This window comes from Streptomyces sp. NPDC005898, assembly GCF_040629635.1.
Taxonomy (GTDB): Bacteria; Actinomycetota; Actinomycetes; order Streptomycetales; family Streptomycetaceae; genus Streptomyces.
Window position 1 is genome coordinate 126,371 of sequence record NZ_JBEXWC010000011.1, and the last position, 21,490, is coordinate 147,860.

The 21,490-nt window shown below is 70.2% G+C and carries 29 protein-coding genes; 16 read left to right on the plus strand and 13 right to left on the minus strand.

Annotated elements, in window-relative coordinates; translation table 11 throughout:
* Positions 1–16: 16 nt before the first annotated feature.
* Positions 17–256 (minus strand): hypothetical protein, encoded by a 240-nt coding sequence (locus ABZ385_RS17270; protein WP_358590758.1) that lies wholly within the window; start codon positions 254–256, stop codon positions 17–19.
* A gap of 206 nt (positions 257–462) precedes the next feature.
* On the opposite strand from ABZ385_RS17270, the gene ABZ385_RS17275 reads away from it, so the two are divergent.
* The 4 genes from ABZ385_RS17275 to ABZ385_RS17290 all read left to right on the plus strand — a co-directional run bounded on the left by ABZ385_RS17275 (position 463) and on the right by ABZ385_RS17290 (position 2,650).
* On the plus strand, positions 463–597 hold the full coding sequence (locus ABZ385_RS17275; protein ID WP_358590755.1) for a hypothetical protein: 135 nt from the start codon (positions 463–465) through the stop codon (positions 595–597).
* A 14-nt stretch (positions 598–611) separates the two neighbouring features.
* The gene (locus ABZ385_RS17280; RefSeq protein ID WP_358696887.1) at positions 612–1,061 is read left to right on the plus strand and encodes a hypothetical protein; all 450 of its coding nucleotides are present in this window, start codon (positions 612–614) and stop codon (positions 1,059–1,061) included.
* 11 nt (positions 1,062–1,072) lie between these two features.
* The gene (locus tag ABZ385_RS17285) at positions 1,073–1,261 is read left to right on the plus strand and encodes a hypothetical protein (protein WP_358696889.1); all 189 of its coding nucleotides are present in this window, start codon (positions 1,073–1,075) and stop codon (positions 1,259–1,261) included.
* A gap of 180 nt (positions 1,262–1,441) precedes the next feature.
* Positions 1,442–2,650 carry a serine hydrolase domain-containing protein gene (locus ABZ385_RS17290; protein WP_358912019.1) on the plus strand — a complete coding sequence of 403 codons (1,209 nt, stop codon included), beginning with the start codon at positions 1,442–1,444 and terminating at the stop codon, positions 2,648–2,650.
* Positions 2,651–2,752: 102 nt separating this feature from the next.
* On the opposite strand, the gene ABZ385_RS17295 is transcribed toward ABZ385_RS17290, so the two are convergent.
* From ABZ385_RS17295 to mca, 3 genes are all read right to left on the minus strand, one after another.
* Entirely contained in the window at positions 2,753–2,971 is a 219-nt protein-coding gene (locus ABZ385_RS17295; protein ID WP_358584741.1) for a hypothetical protein, read from the minus strand.
* Between the two features lie 196 nt (positions 2,972–3,167).
* Positions 3,168–3,422, minus strand: coding sequence for a hypothetical protein (locus ABZ385_RS17300; protein ID WP_358584751.1), 255 nt, complete (start codon positions 3,420–3,422; stop codon positions 3,168–3,170).
* 19 nt (positions 3,423–3,441) lie between these two features.
* Complete coding sequence (mca, locus tag ABZ385_RS17305; protein ID WP_358584739.1) at positions 3,442–4,323, minus strand: mycothiol conjugate amidase Mca; 882 nt, start codon at positions 4,321–4,323, stop codon at positions 3,442–3,444.
* 124 nt (positions 4,324–4,447) lie between these two features.
* Between mca and ABZ385_RS17310 the strand changes: the two genes are divergently transcribed.
* Positions 4,448–4,906: a DUF4307 domain-containing protein gene (locus ABZ385_RS17310; protein WP_358696892.1), complete on the plus strand. Its 459-nt coding sequence runs from the start codon at positions 4,448–4,450 to the stop codon at positions 4,904–4,906.
* 165 nt (positions 4,907–5,071) lie between these two features.
* Complete coding sequence (gene greA / locus ABZ385_RS17315; protein ID WP_358912021.1) at positions 5,072–5,569, plus strand: transcription elongation factor GreA; 498 nt, start codon at positions 5,072–5,074, stop codon at positions 5,567–5,569.
* Between the two features lie 151 nt (positions 5,570–5,720).
* Here greA and ABZ385_RS17320 read toward each other — a convergent pair whose 3' ends face one another.
* From ABZ385_RS17320 to ABZ385_RS17330, 3 genes are all read right to left on the minus strand, one after another.
* Entirely contained in the window at positions 5,721–6,848 is a 1,128-nt protein-coding gene (locus ABZ385_RS17320) for a methyltransferase domain-containing protein (RefSeq protein WP_358912022.1), read from the minus strand.
* A 10-nt stretch (positions 6,849–6,858) separates the two neighbouring features.
* On the minus strand, positions 6,859–7,809 hold the full coding sequence (locus ABZ385_RS17325) for a radical SAM protein (RefSeq protein ID WP_358912024.1): 951 nt from the start codon (positions 7,807–7,809) through the stop codon (positions 6,859–6,861).
* A gap of 306 nt (positions 7,810–8,115) precedes the next feature.
* Complete coding sequence (locus ABZ385_RS17330) at positions 8,116–8,721, minus strand: hypothetical protein (protein WP_358912026.1); 606 nt, start codon at positions 8,719–8,721, stop codon at positions 8,116–8,118.
* Between the two features lie 172 nt (positions 8,722–8,893).
* Here ABZ385_RS17330 and ABZ385_RS17335 point away from each other — a divergent pair, with 172 nt between their 5' ends.
* From ABZ385_RS17335 to ABZ385_RS17345, 3 genes are read left to right on the plus strand one after another with little or no spacing between them, the layout of a single operon-like run.
* Entirely contained in the window at positions 8,894–9,673 is a 780-nt protein-coding gene (locus ABZ385_RS17335) for a helix-turn-helix transcriptional regulator (protein WP_358912101.1), read from the plus strand.
* Complete coding sequence (locus ABZ385_RS17340; RefSeq protein WP_358696900.1) at positions 9,670–9,876, plus strand: DUF397 domain-containing protein; 207 nt, start codon at positions 9,670–9,672, stop codon at positions 9,874–9,876. The genes ABZ385_RS17335 and ABZ385_RS17340 overlap by 4 nt, the downstream gene beginning before the upstream one ends.
* Positions 9,873–10,070, plus strand: a complete 198-nt coding sequence (locus ABZ385_RS17345; protein ID WP_358584727.1) for a DUF397 domain-containing protein — start codon at positions 9,873–9,875, stop codon at positions 10,068–10,070. The genes ABZ385_RS17340 and ABZ385_RS17345 overlap by 4 nt, the downstream gene beginning before the upstream one ends.
* A 78-nt stretch (positions 10,071–10,148) precedes the next feature.
* Here ABZ385_RS17345 and ABZ385_RS17350 read toward each other — a convergent pair whose 3' ends face one another.
* From ABZ385_RS17350 to ilvA, 3 genes are all read right to left on the minus strand, one after another.
* Positions 10,149–11,000, minus strand: a complete 852-nt coding sequence (locus tag ABZ385_RS17350; protein ID WP_358584726.1) for an ABC transporter permease — start codon at positions 10,998–11,000, stop codon at positions 10,149–10,151.
* Complete coding sequence (locus tag ABZ385_RS17355; RefSeq protein ID WP_358584724.1) at positions 10,997–11,974, minus strand: ATP-binding cassette domain-containing protein; 978 nt, start codon at positions 11,972–11,974, stop codon at positions 10,997–10,999. The genes ABZ385_RS17350 and ABZ385_RS17355 overlap by 4 nt, the downstream gene beginning before the upstream one ends.
* Positions 11,975–12,179: 205 nt before the next feature.
* Positions 12,180–13,409: a threonine ammonia-lyase gene (ilvA, locus tag ABZ385_RS17360; RefSeq protein ID WP_358696904.1), complete on the minus strand. Its 1,230-nt coding sequence runs from the start codon at positions 13,407–13,409 to the stop codon at positions 12,180–12,182.
* Between the two features lie 157 nt (positions 13,410–13,566).
* Here ilvA and ABZ385_RS17365 point away from each other — a divergent pair, with 157 nt between their 5' ends.
* The 3 genes from ABZ385_RS17365 (at position 13,567) to ABZ385_RS17375 (ending at position 14,893) form a co-directional block, all read left to right on the plus strand.
* Positions 13,567–14,085, plus strand: coding sequence for a MarR family transcriptional regulator (locus ABZ385_RS17365; protein ID WP_358584720.1), 519 nt, complete (start codon positions 13,567–13,569; stop codon positions 14,083–14,085).
* 83 nt (positions 14,086–14,168) lie between these two features.
* Entirely contained in the window at positions 14,169–14,645 is a 477-nt protein-coding gene (locus tag ABZ385_RS17370; protein WP_358584718.1) for a sigma factor-like helix-turn-helix DNA-binding protein, read from the plus strand.
* Complete coding sequence (locus tag ABZ385_RS17375; protein ID WP_358912028.1) at positions 14,642–14,893, plus strand: hypothetical protein; 252 nt, start codon at positions 14,642–14,644, stop codon at positions 14,891–14,893. The genes ABZ385_RS17370 and ABZ385_RS17375 overlap by 4 nt, the downstream gene beginning before the upstream one ends.
* Positions 14,894–14,901: 8 nt before the next feature.
* Here ABZ385_RS17375 and ABZ385_RS17380 read toward each other — a convergent pair whose 3' ends face one another.
* A complete protein-coding gene (locus ABZ385_RS17380) occupies positions 14,902–16,074 on the minus strand; it encodes a cystathionine gamma-synthase (RefSeq protein ID WP_358584715.1) in 1,173 nt (390 codons plus the stop codon).
* Positions 16,075–16,283: 209 nt separating this feature from the next.
* Between ABZ385_RS17380 and ABZ385_RS17385 the strand changes: the two genes are divergently transcribed.
* Positions 16,284–17,402, plus strand: a complete 1,119-nt coding sequence (locus ABZ385_RS17385) for a hypothetical protein (protein WP_358912030.1) — start codon at positions 16,284–16,286, stop codon at positions 17,400–17,402.
* Between the two features lie 84 nt (positions 17,403–17,486).
* Entirely contained in the window at positions 17,487–18,197 is a 711-nt protein-coding gene (gene msrA, locus ABZ385_RS17390) for a peptide-methionine (S)-S-oxide reductase MsrA (protein WP_358696935.1), read from the plus strand.
* A gap of 26 nt (positions 18,198–18,223) precedes the next feature.
* Here msrA and ABZ385_RS17395 read toward each other — a convergent pair whose 3' ends face one another.
* Positions 18,224–18,586, minus strand: a complete 363-nt coding sequence (locus ABZ385_RS17395) for a helix-turn-helix transcriptional regulator (RefSeq protein ID WP_358584709.1) — start codon at positions 18,584–18,586, stop codon at positions 18,224–18,226.
* A 92-nt stretch (positions 18,587–18,678) separates the two neighbouring features.
* The gene (locus ABZ385_RS17400) at positions 18,679–19,599 is read right to left on the minus strand and encodes a helix-turn-helix transcriptional regulator (RefSeq protein WP_358912032.1); all 921 of its coding nucleotides are present in this window, start codon (positions 19,597–19,599) and stop codon (positions 18,679–18,681) included.
* 138 nt (positions 19,600–19,737) lie between these two features.
* On the opposite strand from ABZ385_RS17400, the gene ABZ385_RS17405 reads away from it, so the two are divergent.
* A complete protein-coding gene (locus ABZ385_RS17405; RefSeq protein WP_358584705.1) occupies positions 19,738–20,790 on the plus strand; it encodes an NAD(P)-dependent alcohol dehydrogenase in 1,053 nt (350 codons plus the stop codon).
* Between the two features lie 227 nt (positions 20,791–21,017).
* Complete coding sequence (locus ABZ385_RS17410) at positions 21,018–21,404, plus strand: VOC family protein (protein ID WP_358696934.1); 387 nt, start codon at positions 21,018–21,020, stop codon at positions 21,402–21,404.
* Positions 21,405–21,490 lie beyond the last annotated feature (86 nt).

Below are 21,490 nucleotides of genomic sequence, written 5' to 3' on the forward strand. Positions count from 1 at the left end.
CCACCGGCAACGCCACTCACGCGCGGCGCCGCTCCTCCGGCCACGGCCGCAGCCGCCTGCGACCGTACTCCGCCCCCCGCTCGATCATCCGGCGGCGCAGCCACGCCGCCCACAGGGCCAGAGGCGTCACCACGAGGCCGAACAGCAGCGCCGTCCACCAACTCGTACCGCCGTCGGCAAACCGCACGACCAGCACGGCGAACACATACAGCGCCGCCACACCCAACGCGTTCTTCGTCCGCTTCGAGAGCTCCATCGCCTCCCGCTACCCCGGTCACGGGACCCCGCGCACGGGACGTAGAAGATCTACGTCATCGTCCGCGGGGCCCTTCATCCGGCGCAAGGCCGGGTCCCTCGTACGGAGGCGGCGAACGGTTGCGCCGCTCAGGCGCGGCGAGGGGCGGGAAAGGATCACCGGCTCCCCCGGTTCCGGGCCCGCCCGCCACTCGAAGGTGAACAGCCGTGATCCTGGTCATCGTCGTCGCCGTGCTCGCCCTGCTCGTCGGGCTCGCCGCCAACCAGTTCCTGCGGCCCCGTCTGCTCAGCGAGGATGACGACACCGGTATGGCCGTCAAGGACCTCGTCGGCCCCTGCTGACGCTGACCGTCCTGTTGCTGGCCTTCGTCCTGGTCACCGCCAACGGCTCCTACGGCAAGGCGGAGGTCGCCTCCCGCGGCGAGGCCCGCGCCCTGGACCAGCTCGTGGAGACCGCCGAATACACTCCCGAGCCCCAGCGGGGGCGGATCCACGCCGACGCCGTCTGCTACGCCCGCGCGGTGCGCACGCAGGAGTGGCCCGCCATGGCCGACGGCAAGGGTTCGCGCGCACCCAGCGTGTGGTCGACGGACCTCCGGCAGACGTTCCGCGCCCTCCAGGGCAAGCCCGCCTTCGGCATGCTGGTCGGCGCCGACCACAAACGCTCCGACGAGCGCGAGGAACGCCTCACGCAGGCGACCGCCGGCATCCCCGGCGCCATCCTCTGGTTCCTGCTGGCCACCCTCGCCATCACCGTGATCGCACTCGGCATCTGCATCCCCCGCAGAACAGCCGCGGCCAGCTGACCACGCTCGTTGTGATCACCGCGCTGCTCACCACCACGCTGTGCATCATCCGTGACGTGGACCGGCCCTTCGGCGGCATCATCGACGTCGAGCCCACCGCGATCACCGAAGTCGAACACCAGGCGCAGCGCGACTTCCTCGCCCACCACACCGCCGCCGAACTGCCCTGCGACGCCAAGGGCAACCGCCGCACGACCTGACCTGCGCGAACCTCACCAGCCACCCCCGGCCCTCGACCCTTGGCCCTCGGTCCTTACTGGGGCTAGCCCCACCGGAAGTCGGGCGGCAGCAGGATCGTGGTGGACCCTCGCGGCCGGACATCCTGATGGGGCCCGGCGCGGACGCCGCCGGTCTCCCCCCGATCTCCAGGAGTTGGCGCGATGCGTGAGCAGGTGTGGCAGAGGTTCCGTACCCCCGGCCGGCCGAACGGCGGACGGAACGGCCGGCGCGTGACCGCGACGGCCGCGCTGGCCCTCGGCGTGCTGACGCTCGGCACCCTGGCCCAGCCCGCGGCATCCGCCGCACCCGCCGCACCCGCCGCTCACGCGGAGCCCGCCGCCGCCCGGCAGGACCCGGTCCAGCGGAGCCTGGACGCGCTGGTGCGTGACGGCGCCGTGCCCGCCGCGCTGGCGAGCGTCAAGGAGCGCGAGGGCCATACCCGTACCTACACCGCGGGCGTCGGGGACCTGGCCACCGGTGCGAAGGTGCCGAGGGACGGTCAGGTGCGGATCGGCAGCAACACCAAGGCGTTCACCGCGGTGGTCGTGCTGCAACTGGTCGGCGAGGGCCGGATCCGCCTGGACGACCCGGTCGACACCTACCTGCCGGGCCTGGTCCGCGGCGAGGACATCGACGGGAGCCACATCACCGTCCGCCACCTCCTGCAACACACCAGCGGCCTCCCCGACTACGTCCCCCACCTCGACGACGAGATACGGCCCTACGAGCCCCGCGAACTGCTCGACCGGGCCCTGGCGCACAAGGGCGAGTCCGAGCCCGGGAAGAAGTGGCACTACAGCAACACGAACTACGTACTGGCCGGCCTGATCGTCCAGAAGGTCACCGGGCACTCCCTCGCCGAGGAGATCGACCGGCGCGTCATCGAGAAGCTCGGGCTGCGCCACACCTACTTCCCCGCGCCCGGTGACGTGACCCTCCACGAGCGCCACCCCAAGGGCTACCACCAGAACGCCCCGGGTACGCCGCTGCTCGACGCCACCGAATGGGACCCCTCCTGGGCCTGGGCCGCCGGCCAGCTGGTGTCCACCAACTCCGACCTGAACCGCTTCTTCACCGCGCTCCTGGACGGCCGCCTCCTGCCGGACGCCCAGCTCGCCCAGATGCGCACCACCGTCCCGGCCGGCCGCCCCTTCGCCGCCGGCGCCCGCTACGGCCTCGGCCTCGTGAGCACCCCGCTGTCGTGCGGGGGCGTCTACTGGGGCCACGGCGGCAGCATGACGGGTTACGAGACGCGGGGCGGCGTCACCGAGGGCGGCCGCGCCGCGAACATAGCGGTGACCACCCAGCCGACCGACCCGACGACGATGGGCCGGGTCGAGAAGGCGGTGGACACAGCCCTGTGCCGCTGACCGACCACCGCAGGGTGCCGGGGGGCCGGGCACGGAGGTCAGACCTACGCCCGGTGGATCTCCCGAGGCCGACGTCGGAGCCCCCACCCGGCGAAGGCCCCGCTAGTCGAAGGCGTTCGTCCCCGGATCGACGATCTCGTCCAGCACCTTCCTCACGGCCTCGTACGCGACGACGCGGACCTCCGCGTCCGCCGCCCCGCCCGGCCCCTGACTCCCCCCGTCACCGGCCCGCGCCCGCCAGCGCCCCTCCTCCTGCCGGGCCCAGTCCCGGGCCCTGCGAATCCTGCGCAACAGTTCGTCCGAGTCCACGACATCACTCATGCGCGAAAGCTACCCACGAACACCGTGCGGCTAGCCCGCGCGCACGAGTTTCTCCCGCTCCACGAGCATGAGGCGGCGCGCGACCGTGTGCGGCCGCACCAGCCCGGCCCCTTCTCCGAGCGGCCGGCCCCTTCTCTGAGCGGCCGGGCCCTTCACGCCGCGCGGGGAGCGGGCGCGCCGGGCAACCGGACCGCGGCTACTTCCCCGCGCCGGGGAGCTTCTTCTCGGGTGCGGCGGCCTCGCCGGCCACCGCGCCGACCGGCTGCTTGCCCGATCCCGCCTGCGGCTCCGTCTCCGGCTCCTCGAAGTCGACCTTCCGCATGTGCCGGTTCATCGACTTCATCAGGCCCCACACCGCCAGGGCCATCACCGCGAAGACGATGAAGCCGAGGACGCCGGGGGTCACCTTGTCGTCGTCGACCTCCTTGGCAAGAGGGACGAGATGCGTCATTGCCAGATGTGCGTTCACGCTAGGCATTGTCGCGGATGCCCGCAAAGAGGTCGTCCTCGGGGAGGGACGTATCGACGAGCGACTTCGCCAGCTCGTACTCCTCCGTGGGCCAGACCTCCTTCTGGAGTTCCATCGGGACGCGGAACCAGCCGCCGTCGGGGTCGATCTGCGTGGCGTGCGCGATCAGCGCCTTGTCGCGGATCTCGTAGAACTCGGCGCACGGCACGTGCGTGGTCAGCGTGCGCTCGACGCGCTCGAACTCGTCCCACCGCTTGAGCCAGTCCCCGTACGGCGACTCCAGGCCGCGGTCGAGCATCGCCTGGTGCAGCGCCTCGGTGCGCGGGCGGTTGAAGCCCTGGTTGTAGTAGAGCTTCTGCGGCTGGAAGGCCGGGCCGTACTCGCTCTCCGGGTACTTCTCCGGGTCGGCCGCGCCGTCGAACGCCACCATCGTGATCTTGTGGGTCATGATGTGGTCGGGGTGCGGATACCCGCCGTTCTCGTCGTACGTCGTGATGACCTGCGGACGGAAGGAGCGGATCTGGCGCACCAGCTCGCCGGCGGCCTTGTCGACGTCCTCCAGCGCGAAGCAGCCCTCGGGCAGCGGCGGCAGCGGGTCGCCCTCGGGCAGCCCCGAGTCGACGAAGCCGAGCCACTCCTGCTTGACGCCGAGGATCTCGCGCGCCTCGTCCATCTCCTTCTTGCGCACCTCGTGGATGTGCTCCTGGATGTAGGTGTCACCCTGGAGCTTCGGGTTGAGGATGTCGCCGCGCTCCCCGCCCGTACAGGTCACGACGAGCACGTCCACCCCCTCGGACACGTACTTGGCCATGGTGGCCGCGCCCTTGCTCGACTCGTCGTCGGGGTGGGCGTGCACGGCCATCAATCGAAGCTGCTCAGTCAAGACTCGATCCTCAAGTTTTTGGGCGCCCTCGGTGATCCGGCGCAACGACCGGCTTCTATAGTGACGGAACCGGGGGGCGGAAAATTCCGGCATCCCCTGTTCCTGGAGGACGATCATGGCGGCGGTGGGTTCGAAGCCTTCCGAGGGCCCTTCCGAGGTCCCTGCCGAAGGTTCGGCCGAGGGCCCGGCCGAGGGGCTCCCCCAAGGCCGGTACGGCCGCTCGCGCACGGCCGACGAGGCCGCCGACCGCAAGCTGAAGATCGTCGGCTCCGTGCTCGGCGTCGTCCTGCTCGGCGTCATCGGCTGGTTCGGCTACGACTACATCAACGGTACGAAGCTCAGCGCCGAGGTCATCAAGTTCGATGTCGTCTCGGCCACGACCGTCGAGGCGCACCTGGAGGTGCGCAAGGACGCCGACGCCAAGGGCTACTGCACCCTGCGCTCACAGGCCGAGTCCGGCACCGAGGTCGGCCGCGCCGACTTCCGCTTCGACCAGCACCGGGGCCGTATCGACAAGGTCGTCACGCTGCGTACGACCCAGAAGGCGACCAGCGTCGAGCTGCTGGGCTGCCACTCCGACTGACAGACCGGGGTTTGGGTCGCTCACCTGCGTGGACGCATTTCTGGGGGGTTATGTCCTCCCCATGGAGCGCCTGAATTGTTAGGCTCGTGGTTTCGCCCACCCGTGAAGGAACATGCTTCTGGGTAGGGCGATGCTTTGTATTCCCAGTACCTACGAGGAGCACCTGTGACCCAGACCAGCGAGAACGTCACCTGGCTGACCCAGGAGGCGTACAACCAGCTCAAGGCCGAGCTGGAGTACCTGTCTGGTCCCGCGCGCACCGAGATCGCGGCCAAGATCGCGGCAGCACGCGAGGAGGGGGACCTGCGCGAGAACGGCGGGTACCACGCGGCGAAGGAGGAGCAGGGCAAGCAGGAGCTCCGCGTCCGCCAGCTGACCCAGCTCCTGGAGACCGCCAAGGTCGGCGAGGCCCCGGCCGCCGACGGTGTGGTGGCGCCCGGCATGGTCGTGACCATCGCCTTCGACGGCGACGAGGACGACACCCTGACGTTCCTGCTCGCCTCCCGGGAGTACGCGAGCGACGAGATCGAGACGTACTCGCCGCAGTCCCCCCTGGGCAGCGGGGTGAACGGCAAGAAGGTCGGCGAGAACGCGCAGTACGAACTGCCGAACGGCAAGCGCGCCGCCGTCAAGATCCTGGAAGCCAAGCCGTACCAGGCCTGAGCCGCACCGCAGAGCCGAGCAGCAGACAGGACACGGGCCCCCGCACCTCGGTCAGGTACGGGGGCCCGTGCTGTGTCCGGCCCCCGCCCGGGCAGCCGGTCTCGGTCCTCGCCAAAGGACGCCTACGTCCTCCACGGAGACCTCGGAGCGCTCACTCGATCTCCGCTCTCCAAGCTCCTCGACTGATCGTGCAGACGCCCTCCGGACTGATCTCCACCCGGGCGTGCGTCAGCGGGAGGGCTCCCTCCATGTTGAGTCGGAGCCGAATGCGCTCCAGATCGTCGTAGAGGCGCCTGGGTCCGCCTTGATGCACCGTGGGGAATTCCTTCCAAACGCCCTCAGCGCGAGCCCAGGAGCCGTCCGGATGGATCATCCACGCCTTTCGCCCCCGGTCGGCATCGTGCGAGAAGTAGTGCTGGATCCCTGGCACGGTCAGTTCGAGCATCGACCACACGTCATAGGACTCAGGGACATTCAAGACGGGGAAGCGGCCCATGGAGACCTCCTCCCCCTCCAAATGGGACACCTCCTTGAATGCAGGGCCCGTGTTGGGTGGGTAGTCGGCGCCCTGGCGTGTCGTCATGAAGCTCGCCCGGTCCGCTTCCACGCGGCCAATGGCGCTGCCGTCCTCTTGTTTGTCCGCTGTGACGATGAGCCAGGTGCCGGCCAGGGTCGTCACGAGCCTTCCACCAGGGCGAAGGGCCCTCAGCCAGGGAGCCGGAACGCCCCTCGTGGACACCGTGGCGATGATGCGGTCGAACGTGCCGGGAAGAGGCCCCGTGATGTCGCAGACGGCCGTCTGAGGGTGATGACCGATGTCGTGCAGTCGGTCGGCCGCTGCTGCCACGAGGTAGGGATCTACGTCCACGCTCGTCACGTGCTCAGAGCCAAGGCGTGCACAGGCCAGGGCCGTTCCATAACCCGTTCCTGCCGTCACAAGGATGTCCGAGTCGTCCGCCATCATTGCGTGGCGGTACATCTGGACCACCAGGGACGGCAGCGTCGAGGAGGACGTCGGAAGACCGTCAGCCTGTTCCTCCTTCGCCTGATCGGCGTGCACCTCTCCCACTCGGGTCACAAGGGTGCGGTTGGAGTACGCCGCAGCCATCCACGCCTCCGGATCCTGAGGGCCGTCCTGCAGCCACCAACGCCCCTCATCGGCCTTCCACCAACGGGGGACGAAGAGGTGACGTGGCGTGGTCGCCAACGCCTCCCGCCAGCGTGAAACCGGATGAGCGACTTCTTCGGCGAGTCGAGCGGCGCAAGTCGTCCACTCCATGAGCGCCCTCTCAGTCATAGGCGGGGTTACAGGCTTCAGTCTCCGCAGGAGAGCAGTCCGAACCATCCTGGTCCGGATTGCACGCGGTCACTGTGGTGAAATCGTCGGCCCCCGGAGAGGGCTGGCAGGAATCTTCCTTGGGGGTGCAGGAGTCAGGGACACACGCACCGCTGTTCCGCCGTGGAACAACGGCTGTGTGCGCTGCCCACTCGGAGCCGCGCACGATCTCGGTGAGGGGCTGTTCCTTCACATTGCCGGCGACCATCCAGCGGGACATGACGCACGGCGTCACCTCGCCATCGGGGTGAACGGCTGCCCGGTTGTCCCCGCAGTTGCCGCACAGCTCCTTGGGGTCGTGGAAATCGACGCCTGCGGGGTCGCCCTTGCCGATGGCCCTGACGCGGTCGTACCGGATTTCCCCGGTGACACCAAGGGCACGCAGCTCTGCCCTAGCACCGTCGACCCGCTGCCCCTCGAGAACGTGCACCAGCGACACCCGAAGCGGGATGCCGCGCCGCAGTGCTTCGATGATGTTGCCCTTGGTCCGTTTGTAGGAACCTCGGCCTCCTGTGAGTGCCTCGTGCTCCGCCTCAGTGTCGCTGTAATAGCTCGTTGCGAGACTCACGCCAGGAAGCGAGAAGACCCTCCACATTGCCGGGCGGACGTGCACGAGGTTCGAGAAGACCTCAACGCGGATGGTCCGAGCAAGAGTTCGCTCGACAAGTTGTGGAAGGTAGGGGTGAAGTGTCGCCTCCCCTCCGATGTACTGGATCAGCTTCACACCCGCAGCGGCGGCTTGGTCGATCACCGCGTACCAGTCGGCCGGCGTCATCGTGCCGTGGCTGCCCTGCGGCCCCGATTTTGCGTAGCAAAAGGTTCCGCACTGGTTCTGGCACTTCCCAGTGATCTCCAGCGCCAGGGTTTTGAGGGTGTTGGTCGGGGAGTCAAGGATGACTGTCACGCGACTTCCTCTCACAGTTGGGGCATGAGTTCCCTCGCCCGGAGTCGAACCGGGATCAGCGCCGGCATCAAGGAAGGAGGGAAACCTTGGCGTGGGTGCTGGCTCTGCCATGGAGCCACGAGGGATAGAACCCGCTTTCCGCCACGCGTCACCGCAGCGGTTGGCCGGGCGCGGGCGCGTGAGCCGTTCGTTGGCTGCCTGCCTCATCGCATGGAGACAGCCGCGATGAAGAACCCGATGGCGGCCAGGATCAGGGCGGTGCCCGCCACGGCCACCCGGCGGCCGTTCACAGGGGCCTCGGGTGACTCATGAGACCGGTACCACCGGGCGGTGCGCTGTCCTGGGGCCCGTGATGACCCACAGGCCGTGGTCCGTGAGGGTGAGCACCCGTCCGCCCAGGGATGTGCCCGGTCGTTTGGCCTCGACCCGGCGGTACGCCCCGGCCACCCAGATGTAGTCGCCCTCCTGGACGCTGTCCCCGTCCACCGTCGTGGGGACGGTGCCGCTGGGCGCGGCGTGCACCGCAGCGGCATGTGCCGGTGCGCACCGGCCCGCCGGCACGTCACGGCTACGCCCGTCCCTGTCCTGGATGCGGAGTGTGTCGCCGTGGCAGCTGATCACCCTGGCGAACACCCCGCGCCCCGAGTCCCAGATCTCCTCGTCCGGCGCGAACTTCCGCACCTGCGGCGGAACATAAGTTTCGCTCAGCCGTCGGCACAGGGTGTGCGCCTCCGCCAGGTTGACCGACCCCAGCACGATGCGGGGCTCCTCGCTCAACCAGTCCACGCGAATTTCCGGCAGGGGGGTACCGCCGTCGAGGAGCACCTTTCTCAGCGCTTCCAGGGTCGCCTGGGCCACGTTCGCGTCCTCGCTGATGGCGAACAGGGTGGGATGCGTGCGGGTGGAGTCCATCAGCGGTCCTCTGGTGTCTGCGTCTACGTCACGTTCTGTGTCCCACCGTGGACCCTGCGCCGGTAGCCTGAACAGAGCTGCATTGTTGCCCAGTTGGAGGGGACAACAGGATGGGAGCGGCATGCCGAGACGACGGCCGGAGGAGCGAGGAAATGACGAGTCTGCGCGCCATGTGCTCGCCCGGGAATTACGGAACCTCCGCGCTCGTTCAGGTAAGTCCCTGGCGCAGCTACACGAGGACACTACGTATGACCGGACGTACCTGCACCGGGCCGAGACCGGGGAGCGCCTCCCATCGATCCAGGTGATCGAAGCGCTGGAAGTCGTTTACAAGACCCACGGGCTCCTGGTCGGGCTTTGGAAGCTGGCCCGGCAGGAAGCTTTCAAGGAGCAGTACAAAGACTTCATGGCTTGTGAAGCCAAGGCCTCGATCATTCACAAGTTCATGTGCTCGATCCCTGGACTGCTCCAGACAGAGGACTACGCGTGGTTGCAGCTCTCGACGGATCCTGTCATGTGTGATCCAGACGAGATCGAAGAACAAGTAGCACTGCGGATCGGACGGCAACACCTGCTACGCCGCGACCCTCCTCCGCACCTGCGCGTCATTCTTGATGAGTCGGCTCTCCGTCGTGCCCCAAGGGATCGCAAGATCTGGGCGGGCCAGCTCGCTCATCTGCTGTTGTCGGCAGAGCAGCCGCACATAGTGATCCAAGTACTTCCGTTTGCAGCCGGGGTGCACGACCTGATGGGCGGGTCTCTCTCGCTGCTCTGGGACGCGAAGGGAAGCGCTGTTGCCTACCTAGAAGGCAACAAGTCTGGGGAGCTTATCGAGGACTCACGCGAAGTCGCTGCACATCGACTGTCCTACGATCGGCTTAGAGACCTGGCGCTCTCCCCGCCTGCGTCGGTGGAGTTCATCAAGGAAGTCATGGAGGACCGCGCAACATGAACGGCACACCCAACCTCTCCGCCGCCGTATGGCGTAAGAGCAGCTACAGCAACGGCGGCGACGCCAACTGTGTGGAGGTCGCTGGAGGACTGACAGGCATCGTTCCCGTCCGGGACAGCAAGAACCCCGAAGGCCCGGCCCTCGCCCTCTCCGACACCGCGTGGAACGTCTTCATCGAAGAACTTCGAAGGGGCACCTCGTGACCGACAATCCGCAGTGGTTCACGTCTTCGTACAGCAACAACGGCGGCCAGTGCGTTGAGGTCGCCGTCAATCTGGTCGCCTCGCGCGGCATCGTCCCCGTCCGGGACAGCAAGAACCCCGAAGGCCCCGCTCTGGCGATCTCCGACACCGCGTGGAACGTCTTCGTGGGCGCTGTGGGCGGCACCACGCGCTGACCCCATACGCCCAAAGCAAGAGCCCCCGTCCATATCCGTGACGGGGGCTCTCGTCGTCCGGCGCCGCCCGTCAGGCCGTCAGGCCGTCGCCGAGCGGTACTTGCGGACCGCCAGCGTGCGGAAGAGCAGGATGATCAGGATCGAGTAGAGCGCCGAGGCCCAGACCGGGTGCTGCATGGGCCAGGCCGTGGACGTCGAGACGCCCGGGTTGCCGAACAGTTCGCGGCAGGCCTGGACGGTCGCGCTGAAGGGGTTCCAGTCGGCGACATGGCGCAGCCACGGCGTCATCTGGCGGGAGTCCACGAACGCGTTCGAGATGAATGTGACCGGGAAGAGCCAGATCAGGCCGCCCGAGGTGGCCGCCTCCGGGGTGCGCACGGTCAGGCCGATGAGCGCGCCGACCCAGGTGAAGGCGTAGCCGAGCAGGAGCAGCAGCCCGAACGCGCCGAGCGCCTTCGCGATCCCCTCGTGGGCGCGCCAGCCGACGAGCAGCGCCACGACCGCGAGGACCAGCAGTGTCAGTGCGGTCTGCACGAGGTCGGCGATGGTGCGGCCGGTGAGGACCGCGCCGCGCGCCATGGGCAGCGATCGGAAGCGGTCGACGAGGCCCTTGTGCATGTCATCGGCGATGCCCGCGCCGGCGCCCGCGGTGGCGAAGGTGACGGTCTGCGCGAAGATGCCCGCCATCAGGAAGTTGCGGTAGACGGACGGGTCGGTGCTGGTGCCGATCTTCATGGAGCCGCCGAAGACGTAGCTGAACAGCACCACGAACATGACCGGCTGGATGAGCCCGAAAAGGATCATTTCCGGGATTCGGGACATGCGGATCAGGTTCCGCTTGGCCAGGACCAGGGAGTCCCTGACGGACTGGCCGATGCCCCCCGCGGGCCGGGGGCCCGGTGTGCGCACGGCGTCGGTGACGGTGCTCATGAGCCGTCCTCCGTGTTCTGGGTGTTCTCGGCGCCCTCCGCGACATGGCCGGTGAGGGAGATGAAGACGTCGTCCAGGGTGGGGCGGCGCAGACCGATGTCGTCTATCTCGACGCCCCGGACGTCCAGCTCGCGGATGACCTCGGCGAGCAGCTTGGCGCCACCCGTGACGGGCACGGTCAGTTTGCGCGTGTGCTCGGCGACGGTCACCTCGCCCTTGCCGAAGCCGCGCAGGACCTCGGAAGCGTCCGCCATGCGCTCGCGCTCGTGCACCACGACCTCGACGCGCTCGCCGCCGGTCCTGGCCTTGAGCTCGTCGGAGGTGCCGCGGGCGATGACGCGGCCGTGGTCGACGACGCAGATGTCGTGCGCGAGGTGGTCGGCCTCTTCGAGGTACTGGGTGGTCAGCAGCAGCGTCGTACCGCCCGCGACGAGTTCCTGGATGACCTCCCAGAGCTGCTGGCGGTTGCGCGGGTCGAGGCCGGTGGTGGGCTCGTCCATGAACATCACGGGCGGTGAGACGACGAGCGCGGCGGCCAGGTCCAGGCGGCGGCGCATACCGCCGGAGTACGTCTTCGAGGGGCGGTCGGCGGCGTCGGCGAGGTGGAAACGGTCGAGCAGCTCGGCCGCCCGCGCCTTGGCCTCCTTGGCCTTCATCTGATAGAGCCGGCCCACCATCTGGAGGTTCTCACGGCCCGTCAGATACTCGTCCACGGCGGCGAACTGGCCGGACAGGCCGATGGACCTGCGCACCTCGTTCGGATGCTTGAGGACGTCGATCCCCGCGACGACGGCCTTGCCGCTGTCGGGTGTCAGAAGCGTCGTCAGGCAGCGGACCGCGGTGGTCTTCCCCGCGCCGTTCGGCCCGAGGAGTCCGAGCACGGTGCCTTCCGGGACATCCAGATCGACGCCGTCCAGTGCCCTTACGTCGCCGAACGTCTTCACCAGACCTTCGGCATAGATGGCGCCTGGCATGTGGGTTCTCCCAGTGGTGTGGGTGACTTCCTGGGGAAAAGCTTAGATTTGCCGGACACCTCGCGCCCGGCGATCAGTGACGTGAGACACACCATAACGCGATACATCGCGAATCCGCAGCTGTTTTCCCGAAAGTTCACCCCCGCCTTCGCCTTCTCCCCCGCCCTCTCCCCGCCGGGCGGTGACGGCCGGCCCAGCCCGGGGCTCAGCCGATGATCGTGTAACCGGCCTCCCGGAGCGCCGAACCGACCTCCGCGCAGTGCTCGGGGCCCTTCGTCTCCAGGTGCAGCTCCACCTCCGCCTCCGTCAGACGCAGGCGCGGATCGGTGCGTACGTGGCTCACGTCCAGGACGTTGGCATCCATCACAGTCAGCACGCCGAGGAGCGTGGCCAGAGCGCCGGGGTGGTCGGTCAGGCGCAGCCGCAGCGAGAGGTAGCGGCCCGCCGCCGCCATGCCCTGGCGCAGGATGCGCTGCATCAGGAGCGGGTCCACGTTGCCGCCCGAGAGCAGCGCGACCACCGGGCCCTCGAACGACTCCGGCCGGCTCAGCAGGGCCGCGACCGGACTGGCGCCGGCCGGCTCCACGACCATCTTGGCGCGCTCCAGGCAGAGCAGCAAGGCGCTGGACAGCTCGTCCTCGGAGACCGTCACGATGTCGTCGACCAGGTCCGCGATCAGCCGGAACGGCACGTCCCCGGGGCGTCCGACCTTGATGCCGTCGGCCATGGTCGCGGGGTGGGACATCGACACCGGGTGCCCGGCGGCGAGCGAGGGCGGGTAGGACGCGGCGCCCGCCGCCTGCACGCCGACCACCCGCACGTCCGGGCGCAGCGCCTTGACGGCCACCGCGAGACCGGCCGCGAGACCGCCGCCTCCGACGCCGACGACGACGGTGCGCACCTCGGGGCACTGCTCCAGGATCTCCAGGCCGACCGTGCCCTGCCCCGCGACGATGTCGGGGTGGTCGAAGGGGTGGATGAACACCGCGCCCGTCGCGCGCGCGTACTCCTGCGCGGCGGCCAGCGTCTCGTCGACGACCTGGCCGTGCAGGCGCACCTCGGCGCCGTAGTCCCTGGTCGCCGCGGTCTTGGGCAGCGGCGCCCCGACCGGCATGAACACCGTGGAGCGCACACCGAGCAGCGAGGACGCGAGGGCCACTCCCTGGGCGTGGTTGCCCGCGCTGGCGGCGACGACTCCGGCCGCGCGCTCCTCGGGGAGCAGTCCGGCGATGCGCACGTACGCCCCGCGCAGCTTGAACGAACCGGTCCTCTGGAGGTTCTCGCACTTGAGGTGCACCGGGGCGCCCACCAGCCGCGTCAAGTGCCGGCTGCCCTCCATCGCCGTCATCCGGGCGACTCCGGAGAGCATCTTCCGCGCGCCGTGCACGTCATCGAGGGTGACCGTCGGCAGGGACTGGGGCAAGCGGTGACTCATGTCGGCAAGTCTGGCAGCCGTCGCCCGGGGCCTCCCGCGGTGACCAAGGGTCGAGACCGTTCCGGACGTAGGTTTGCGCAGCGCAGGTACGGTCCGCGCCGTGTCCGCGTACCCTGTCCCCCAACCCACCGCCCTCGCATGAAGTGAGCCCCCGGCCATGCCCACAACTCCGGACATGACGACCGCCAGCGAACCCGGTCTTCTCGACAGCCTGCAGCACCAGGTGGCGGTCTTCGCCCGCCGTGCCGAGCAGACCCGCCTCGGCGGCGTAGGCCAGGTCCGCAACTCCATGGACCGCGCCGCGTATCTGCTGCTCAACCGCCTCGACAAGGAAGGCCCAATGGGCGTCAAGGCGCTGGCCGCGAGCATGGGGATCGACTCCTCGACGGTCACCCGGCAGGTCGCCCCGCTGGTCGACACCGGGCTCGTCAAGCGCACCTCGCACCCGGAGGACGGCCGTGCCGTCGTGCTCCAGCTGTCGCCGCGCGGCCAGGCCAGGCTGGACGAGGTGCGCTCCTCGCGGCGCGAGCTGATGGCCGAGCTGACGCAGGACTGGGCCCCGGAGGAGCGGGAGAGCTTCTGCGCGCTCCTCACCCGCTTCAATGGCGCCCTCTCAGCGCGCCAGATGTCCCACGCGGCGCCCGGCGCGGAGGTTTCGGCCACTCCGGAGTCTTGACCCCGGCCCCGCGCCTGGCCTCATATGAGACCGGGACACTCCCTCGCCGGGGGTTGCCCTCTTCCCTGTGACCGGGAGGCGCGGTGCGAGGACGGCAGGCGCTCCAGGACGCCCGCCGGGCCCGGGAGTTCGAGGCGTTCGTCGCGGGCGCGGCAGGCAGACTCCTGCATGCCGCGACGCTGCTCACCGCCGAACGCCCCGACGACAACCCACGCGCGCGTGCCCTGCTGACCGGCGCCCTCGCGCACACGTACGCCACGTGGGACCGCCCGCGCGGCGAGGACCCCTACGACCGCGCGCGCCGGCAGGTCGCCCTGCGCTTCGTGCGGGGCGCCTGGCGCCACCACCGCGGCCACGGCGGCGTACTGGAGCGGCTCGGCCCCCAGGAACGGCTGATTCTCGTGCTGCGGATGTACGAGGGGGTGGCCGAGGAGCAGACGGCGGCACTGCTCGGGCTGACCACCGAGCGGGTCCGGGTCACCTGCGCCCGCGCGATCGCGAGGACCCTGCACCCGCCCCGCGGGCCCGCCCCGGAGCTGAGCGGGGCCGCGCCCTCATGAGCCGGTACGAGCGCAAGGAGAGCGCTGTGCGGCGCCTCCTGGAGGGCGCGCCGCCGCCGGTCCCGCCCGAGCTGTGCGCGCAGGCGGTGCGGCGGGGCGGGCGGATGCTGCGGCGGCGCAGGGTCGTGCGGCGCCTGCTGTGGCTCGTCCTGCTGGCCGGTGCCGTCGCGTTCGCCGTGTGGGCGTCCGTGGCCCAGCCGTGGGCGCCGCCGCCGGCCGACACGACCCCGCCGCTCACCCGCTGGTGACCGGTGGCCTACCGGCCGGTGCCGAGGGCCTGCTGGAGGTCCGCCAGCAGGTCGTCGGCCGACTCGATGCCCACCGACAGGCGCACCAGGTCCGCCGGGACCTCCAGGGCCGAGCCGGCGACCGAGGCGTGGGTCATGCGGCCCGGGTGCTCGATCAGGGACTCGACGCCGCCGAGGGACTCCCCGAGCGTGAAGAGCTTGGCGCGGTTGCAGACCTCGACGGCCGCCTCCTCGCCGCCCTCGACGCGGAACGACACCATGCCGCCGAACGCCTTCATCTGCTTGGCGGCGATCTCGTGACCGGGGTGCTCCGGAAGGCCCGGGTAGAGGACCTGCGTCACGCGCGGGTGCCGGGTCAGCATCTCGGTGACCTTGGTGGCGTTCTCGCTGTGCCGGTCCATGCGCACCGCGAGGGTCTTGATGCCGCGCAGCACCAGCCAGGCGTCGAAGGGCCCGGCGACGGCGCCCATCGCGTTCTGGTGGTACGCCAGCTCCTCGCCCAGCGCGTCGTCGTCGACCACGAGGGCGCCGCCGACGACGTCCGAGTGACCGCCCATGTACTTCGTCATGGAGTGCACGATCACGTCCGCGCCGAGCGCGAGCGGCTGCTGGAGGTAGGGGCTGGCGAAGGTGTTGTCGACGACGAGGCGCGCGCCGGCGTCCCGGGCGATCTGCGCGACCGCGGGGATGTCGGTGATGCCGAGCAGCGGGTTGGAGGGGGTCTCCACCCAGATGACCTTCGTACGGTCGGTCAGCGCGGCCCGCACGGCCTCCGGGTCGGAGGTGTCGGCCACGGACCACTCGACGCCCCAGCGCGAGACGACCTTGGCGAAGAGGCGGAACGTGCCGCCGTAGGCGTCGTTCGGGATGACGACGTGGTCCCCGGGGGAGAGCAGCGCGCGCAGGAGGCAGTCCTCGGCGGCCAGGCCGGAGGCGAAGGCGAGTCCGCGGCGGCCGCCCTCCAGTGCGGCCAGGTTCTCCTCCAGGGCGGTCCGCGTCGGGTTGGCGCTGCGGCTGTACTCGTAGCCGCCGCGCAGGCCGCCGACGCCGTCCTGCTTGTAGGTCGACACCTGGTAGATGGGCGGGACGACGGCGCCGGTGAGGGGGTCGGCCGTGTTGCCCGCGTGGATCGCCACGGTCTCGAAGCTCGGGGCGGTGGGCGTGCTGTGCAAGTCACTCATGCGGCCTGAGCGTAATGCGCGGGAGGGACCTTTGGCGGCCCGGGCACGGGGGTCGCCCTTCGGTGGGGGCGTCCGTCGGACATCCGGCGGGGACGGCCGCCGGACCATCCACCGGAACGTCCGCCGGGAGGTACGCCGGGAGGTCCGGTCGGTGCGGTTACGTCCCGGCAGGTTGGCCAATTGTCGGACCCGTCTGGTTCGCTTGTGCCATGGAGATTCTCTGGTTCCTGTTCGCGGTGATCATGATCGGTGCGGTCCTCGGGCCCGTGCTGCTGCGCAGGCGCGGCGGAATCAGGCAGGTGGAGCCGGGCTCCCCGGACGCCGCCGACCCGGCGGACTACGGCTTCGCGCGTCAGGAGGAGCTGGACATCCGCATGCCCGGCCCGGACGCCGACCTCGTCCAGGTCCTCGACCTCGTGCAGCGCACGCAGGAGTGGAAGGCCGCCTCGCAGTTGCTCGCGGGCACGGAGACGCACGGCGAGCTGCGCTGGCAGCGGGTGCAGGCCTTCGCGGGGGCGGCCTCCCTGGAGCTCCAGCACCGGCCCGGCGGCGTGAGCGACACCCCCGGCGGCCAGTGGCTGCGGGTGTGGCGGGCCGAGGCGCCCAAGGACGCGGGGGGCGCCGCGGTGCACGCGGAGTTCCTGGTGCAGCAGGCGTGGCGGACGGCGGTGCGGGGCACCGACGAGTTCCGGATCATCCTGGAGGAGGCCAAGGAGGCGTGCGCGCAGGCGGCGCTGCTCGCCCCGGGCGACCCCATCCCGTACATCATCGAGCTGTCCATCGCGCGTGGCCTCGCCTATCCGCGCGCGGAGTTCGAGCAGCTGTGGCTGAAGATCCTGGACCGCGCGCCCGCGCATATGGGGGCGCATCTGTCGGCGCTGCACTACTGGTGCGAGAAGTGGCACGGCTCGCGCGAGCTGGCGTACGCCTTCGCGGAGGCCGCCGCCGCGCGTGCCCCCCGGGCCTCCCTGCTCGCGGCGCTCCCGCTCTTCGCCGTCTACGAGCACATGCCCGAGGTCAATCTGGTCCGCGGCTTCTACGAGAGCGAGGTCGTCACCAAGGCCCTGGAGGGCGCCCTCTTCGCGGTGCACGCCGCGCGCCCGGACGACCCGATGCTGGCGCACGTCCGCCATCTCCTGGTGTTCTTCCTGGTCCGCTGCGAGCGCTGGGCGGAGGCGATGAACCAGCTGGTGCACGTGGACGGCCACGTCGGCGCCCTGCCCTGGACGCTCACCTCCGACCCCGCCGAGAGCTACGCGGTGTACCGCGCGCTGGCGGTGGCGGGCTACGAGGCGAACGGCGGCAGCCCGGCGACGCTGCCGCACTGACCCCGAGGAATGCCGGGGGCCGCCCGCACGTTCCCTTGATGCGTCCCCGCACCCCTGTCAGGTCCCGTACGAGGAGAGACCCCCATGATCTTCGGCCGCACGCCCGAGCTCCCCACCCCCGAGCAGGCCCTGAAGGGCCGGGCGACCCCGGAATTCGAGGTCCCCTCCCGCCACACGGTCCTCGGCAACGCGCTGCTGGGCCCCTACCCCGAGGGCCTGGAGGTCGCGGACTTCGCGCTCGGCTGCTTCTGGGGCGCGGAGCGCAAGTTCTGGCAGACGGAGGGCGTCTGGACGACGTACGTCGGCTACCAGGGCGGCTACACCGAGAACCCCTCCTACGAAGAGGTCTGCTCCGGTCTGACGGGCCACACGGAGGCGGTCCGCGTCGTGTTCGACCCCACGCACGTGTCGTACGCGGCGCTCCTGAAGCTGTTCTGGGAGTCGCACAACCCCACGCAGGGCTTCCGCCAGGGCAACGACGTCGGCACGCAGTACCGCTCGGCGATCTACACCCACTCCGCCGAGCAGGAGGCGGGCGCCAAGGCGTCCCTGGAGGCCTACCAGCGGGTCCTCACCGCCGCGGGCCACGGCACGATCACGACGACGGTGCTCCCCGCCGACCACAAGCCGTTCTGGCCGGCCGAGCCGTACCACCAGCAGTACCTGGACAAGAACCCCGACGGCTACTGCGGCATCGGCGGCACGGGCGTCCGCCTGGAGGACCCGTTCGAGACCAACTGGGGAGCGTCCTGCCCCACGGGCGTCGCCCCCGCACCGGAGGCGGCGGACCAGTAGGCCCGCCGCAGGAAAACCGGCAGGCGCTACGCGGCCAGTCGCACCTCGCCCCAGGAGGACGTCCTGGACGGCCTCGCGGTGGGGAGGGCGGTCAGTTGGCGGTGGGCCAGGGAGAGGAGGTCGGAGAGGCCGAGGCCCAGGGCGTGGGCGGCGGCCGCGAGGACCTCGGAGGAGCCTTCCTTGCGGCCGCGCTCCAGCTCGGAGAGGTAGGGCATGGAGATCTGCGCGGCGTCGGCCACGTCCTTGAGCGTGCGCTCCTGCGCCAGGCGCTCACGGCGCAGGACGTCACCCACGACGTCCCGCCAGAGAGGTTCCTTGGGGCGCTCCTCGACCGGTCGCAGGGGGATCACACGGGCTTCGTTCGGCTTCCGCCGCTCCTGGCTGCTCATCCTCCCAGCCTAGGAGCCAACGGCCCGGCGGGTCGCGCGGGGTGTTCCGCCACCCGCGAAATCCCGCCGACCGCGCCGCGTCGGGCCCGGCGCTACTTCGCCGCCGAGCCCACCGACGTCGCGTCCCGGCCCCAACTGGCCAGCAGCCGCAGGCCCTGCGCCGACGCCGAGTCCGGCTCCGCGTGGTACATGACCAGGGACTGGTCGCAGTCGTCCGGCAGCCGCAGCGTCTCGTACGCCAGTGTCAGCTCGCCCACCAGCGCGTGCCGCATCCGCTTGACGCCGTGGCCCTTCTCCCGCACGTCGTGCGTGGCCCACAGGTTCCTGAACTCCTCGCTCTTCACGGAGAGTTCACCGACGAGGGCGGACAGCTGCGGGTCGTCGGGATAGCAGCCCGCGTCCATGCGCAGGAAGCTCACGATGTCGGACGCCTTGTGCTCCCAGTCCACGAACAGCTCCCGCGAACGTACGTCCAGGAAACAGATCCGCGCCCAGTTACGGTCCTTCGGCGCCAGCTCGCCCCAGTCGCCGAAGAGCGCCGCGGCCAGCGTGTTCCAGCCGAGGATGTCCGTCCTGCGCCCCACGACGTACGCGGGCACGCCGTCCAGGGAGTCCAGGAGCCGGCTCAGCGCGGGCCGCAGATACTGCTGGCGGGTGGCCCGCTTCTTCTTCGCCGCCTTCGGCTTCGCGAGCCGCGTGAGGTGCGCGTGCTCGGCGTCGCTGAGCCGCAGGGCGCGCGCGATGGCGTCGAGCACCTCGCCCGAGACATTGCGGCCGTTGCCCTGCTCCAGGCGCGTGTAGTAAGCGACGGACACCCCCGCGAGCTGCGCCAGCTCCTCGCGGCGCAGCCCCGGCACCCTGCGGTGCCGCCCGAAGCTGGGCAGCCCGACGTCCTGCGGCTGGAGCCGCGCCCTGCGGGTGCGCAGGAACTCGCTCAGCTCGGCGCGGCCGTCCAGGGACACGGCCTCGGCGCCCCGGGGGTGCCCGGCGGTGGCCTCGGGGTTGTCGTCCATGCCTTCCATTGTCCCAGGCCGTGAGCGCGTGTCGCCGGTCGTAGGCCCAGGAGCCTGACCCCGTCAGTAGTAGGACCGCTGGACGTAGGCAGAACGGGTGGCTGGGTGATGTCGCAGGTCAAGGGCAGTGTCATAGGTATGACTGAGCAGATCACCACCGTTTCCGCCTACGCCGCCCCCGCCCCCGACGCCCCCCTGGAGCGCACCACCGTGCCGCGCCGCGCCGTCGGCGAGTTCGACGTCCTGATCGACATCAAGTACGCCGGTATCTGCCACTCGGACATCCACCAGGCCCGGGACGGCTGGGGCGAGGGCATCTTCCCGATGGTGCCCGGCCACGAGATCGCCGGCGTCGTCGCCGAGGTCGGCCCCGGGGTCACCAGGTTCGCCGTCGGCGACCGCGTCGGTGTCGGCTGCATGGTCGACTCCTGCCGCGAGTGCGAGAACTGCCGGGCGGGCCTGGAGCAGTACTGCGCCAAGGGCAACGTCCAGACGTACAACGCGCTGGACAAGAACGGCGAGCCGACCTACGGCGGCTACTCCACGCACATCGTCGTGGCCGAGGCGTTCACCCTGCGCATCCCCGACGGCCTCTCCCTGGACGTCGCCGCGCCGCTGCTGTGCGCCGGCATCACCACGTACTCCCCGCTCAGGCGCTGGGAGGCGGGCCCCGGCAAGAAGATCGCCGTGGTGGGCCTCGGCGGGCTCGGCCACATGGCCGTCAAGATCGCGCACGCGATGGGCGCCGAGGTGACCGTCCTCTCGCAGTCCCTGCGCAAGAAGGCCGACGGCGAGCGGCTGGGCGCCGACCACTACTACGCGACCAGCGACGACGCCACCTTCGAGCGGCTCGCGGGGTCGTTCGACATGATCCTGTCCACCGTCTCCGCGCCGCTGCCGCTGGACAAGTACCTGGGGCTGCTGCGCCCGGAGGGTGCCTTCGTGAACGTCGGCGCCCCGGAGGAGCCGGTCTCCCTCAACCTGTTCTCCGTCATCGGCGGCGGCAAGACCCTCGCCGGCTCCATGATCGGCGGCATCCGGGAGACCCAGGAGATGCTGGACTTCTGCGCCGAGCACGGCCTCGGCTCGGAGATCGAGCTGATCCGCGCCGACCAGATCAACGAGGCGTACGAGCGGGTCCTGGCCAGCGATGTCCGCTACCGCTTCGTGATCGACGCGGCGACGATCTGACGGCCTCCGTGGCCTGACGACCCCCGTGGCCTGACGACCCTCGTGGCCTGACGGCCGCGTGGCCTGAAGACGCCTCGGTCGCGGGACCTGGTCCGCTGGGCGCGGCGGAACCGGGACCCGTGACCGATACGGGCGCCGGGTGCCCCGGCCTAGCGTGGGCCGTGTCCGCGCGGGGTCCGCGTCCGCGCGGGAGCACGCGGGTTTCCGGCACACGAGGAGGTCACACGATGTCCATCGAGTTGAACCACACGATCGTCCCGGCCATGGACAAGAAGGCGTCGGCACGGTTCCTCGCCGACATCCTGGGCCTCGAAGTGGGCCCGCAGTTCGGCCCGTTCCTGCCGGTGGAGATCCCCGGCGGAGTCACCCTCGACTTCTACGAGAGCGACGGCGGCCCGATCACCCCGCACCACTACGCCTTCCTGGTGTCCGAGGACGAGTTCGACGCGATCTTCGGGCGCGTCAAGGAGCGGGGCCTGCCCTACGCGGCCGACCCGCACGGCCACCACCCGGGCGAGATCAACACCAAGGACGGCGGCCGGGGCGTCTACTGGGACGACCCGAACGGCCACCGCCTGGAGATCATCACCAAGCCGTACGGCAGCGGAAGCTGAGCCGGCACGAAACGGCGCCGACGGATACCGGCGATACGTGATCGCCGGTTCCGTCGGCGCCGCGCCGCGGGAACCGCGCCGACCGG

What these genes read in the sequence shown, in the direction of transcription:
- ABZ385_RS17270 (WP_358590758.1), bottom strand. Translation starts at nt 256, where the DNA reads ATGGAGCTCTCGAAGCGGACGAAGAACGCGTTGGGTGTGGCGGCGCTG.
- ABZ385_RS17290 (WP_358912019.1), top strand. Translation starts at nt 1,442, where the DNA reads ATGCGTGAGCAGGTGTGGCAGAGGTTCCGTACCCCCGGCCGGCCGAAC.
- ABZ385_RS17295 (WP_358584741.1), bottom strand. Translation starts at nt 2,971, where the DNA reads ATGAGTGATGTCGTGGACTCGGACGAACTGTTGCGCAGGATTCGCAGG.
- ABZ385_RS17300 (WP_358584751.1), bottom strand. Translation starts at nt 3,422, where the DNA reads ATGACGCATCTCGTCCCTCTTGCCAAGGAGGTCGACGACGACAAGGTG.
- ABZ385_RS17320 (WP_358912022.1), bottom strand. Translation starts at nt 6,848, where the DNA reads ATGGAGTGGACGACTTGCGCCGCTCGACTCGCCGAAGAAGTCGCTCAT.
- ABZ385_RS17330 (WP_358912026.1), bottom strand. Translation starts at nt 8,721, where the DNA reads ATGGACTCCACCCGCACGCATCCCACCCTGTTCGCCATCAGCGAGGAC.
- ABZ385_RS17340 (WP_358696900.1), top strand. Translation starts at nt 9,670, where the DNA reads ATGAACGGCACACCCAACCTCTCCGCCGCCGTATGGCGTAAGAGCAGC.
- ABZ385_RS17350 (WP_358584726.1), bottom strand. Translation starts at nt 11,000, where the DNA reads ATGAGCACCGTCACCGACGCCGTGCGCACACCGGGCCCCCGGCCCGCG.
- ABZ385_RS17355 (WP_358584724.1), bottom strand. Translation starts at nt 11,974, where the DNA reads ATGCCAGGCGCCATCTATGCCGAAGGTCTGGTGAAGACGTTCGGCGAC.
- ilvA (WP_358696904.1), bottom strand. Translation starts at nt 13,409, where the DNA reads ATGAGTCACCGCTTGCCCCAGTCCCTGCCGACGGTCACCCTCGATGAC.
- ABZ385_RS17365 (WP_358584720.1), top strand. Translation starts at nt 13,567, where the DNA reads ATGCCCACAACTCCGGACATGACGACCGCCAGCGAACCCGGTCTTCTC.
- ABZ385_RS17375 (WP_358912028.1), top strand. Translation starts at nt 14,642, where the DNA reads ATGAGCCGGTACGAGCGCAAGGAGAGCGCTGTGCGGCGCCTCCTGGAG.
- ABZ385_RS17380 (WP_358584715.1), bottom strand. Translation starts at nt 16,074, where the DNA reads ATGAGTGACTTGCACAGCACGCCCACCGCCCCGAGCTTCGAGACCGTG.
- ABZ385_RS17385 (WP_358912030.1), top strand. Translation starts at nt 16,284, where the DNA reads ATGGAGATTCTCTGGTTCCTGTTCGCGGTGATCATGATCGGTGCGGTC.
- msrA (WP_358696935.1), top strand. Translation starts at nt 17,487, where the DNA reads ATGATCTTCGGCCGCACGCCCGAGCTCCCCACCCCCGAGCAGGCCCTG.
- ABZ385_RS17395 (WP_358584709.1), bottom strand. Translation starts at nt 18,586, where the DNA reads ATGAGCAGCCAGGAGCGGCGGAAGCCGAACGAAGCCCGTGTGATCCCC.
- ABZ385_RS17400 (WP_358912032.1), bottom strand. Translation starts at nt 19,599, where the DNA reads ATGGACGACAACCCCGAGGCCACCGCCGGGCACCCCCGGGGCGCCGAG.
- ABZ385_RS17405 (WP_358584705.1), top strand. Translation starts at nt 19,738, where the DNA reads ATGACTGAGCAGATCACCACCGTTTCCGCCTACGCCGCCCCCGCCCCC.
- ABZ385_RS17410 (WP_358696934.1), top strand. Translation starts at nt 21,018, where the DNA reads ATGTCCATCGAGTTGAACCACACGATCGTCCCGGCCATGGACAAGAAG.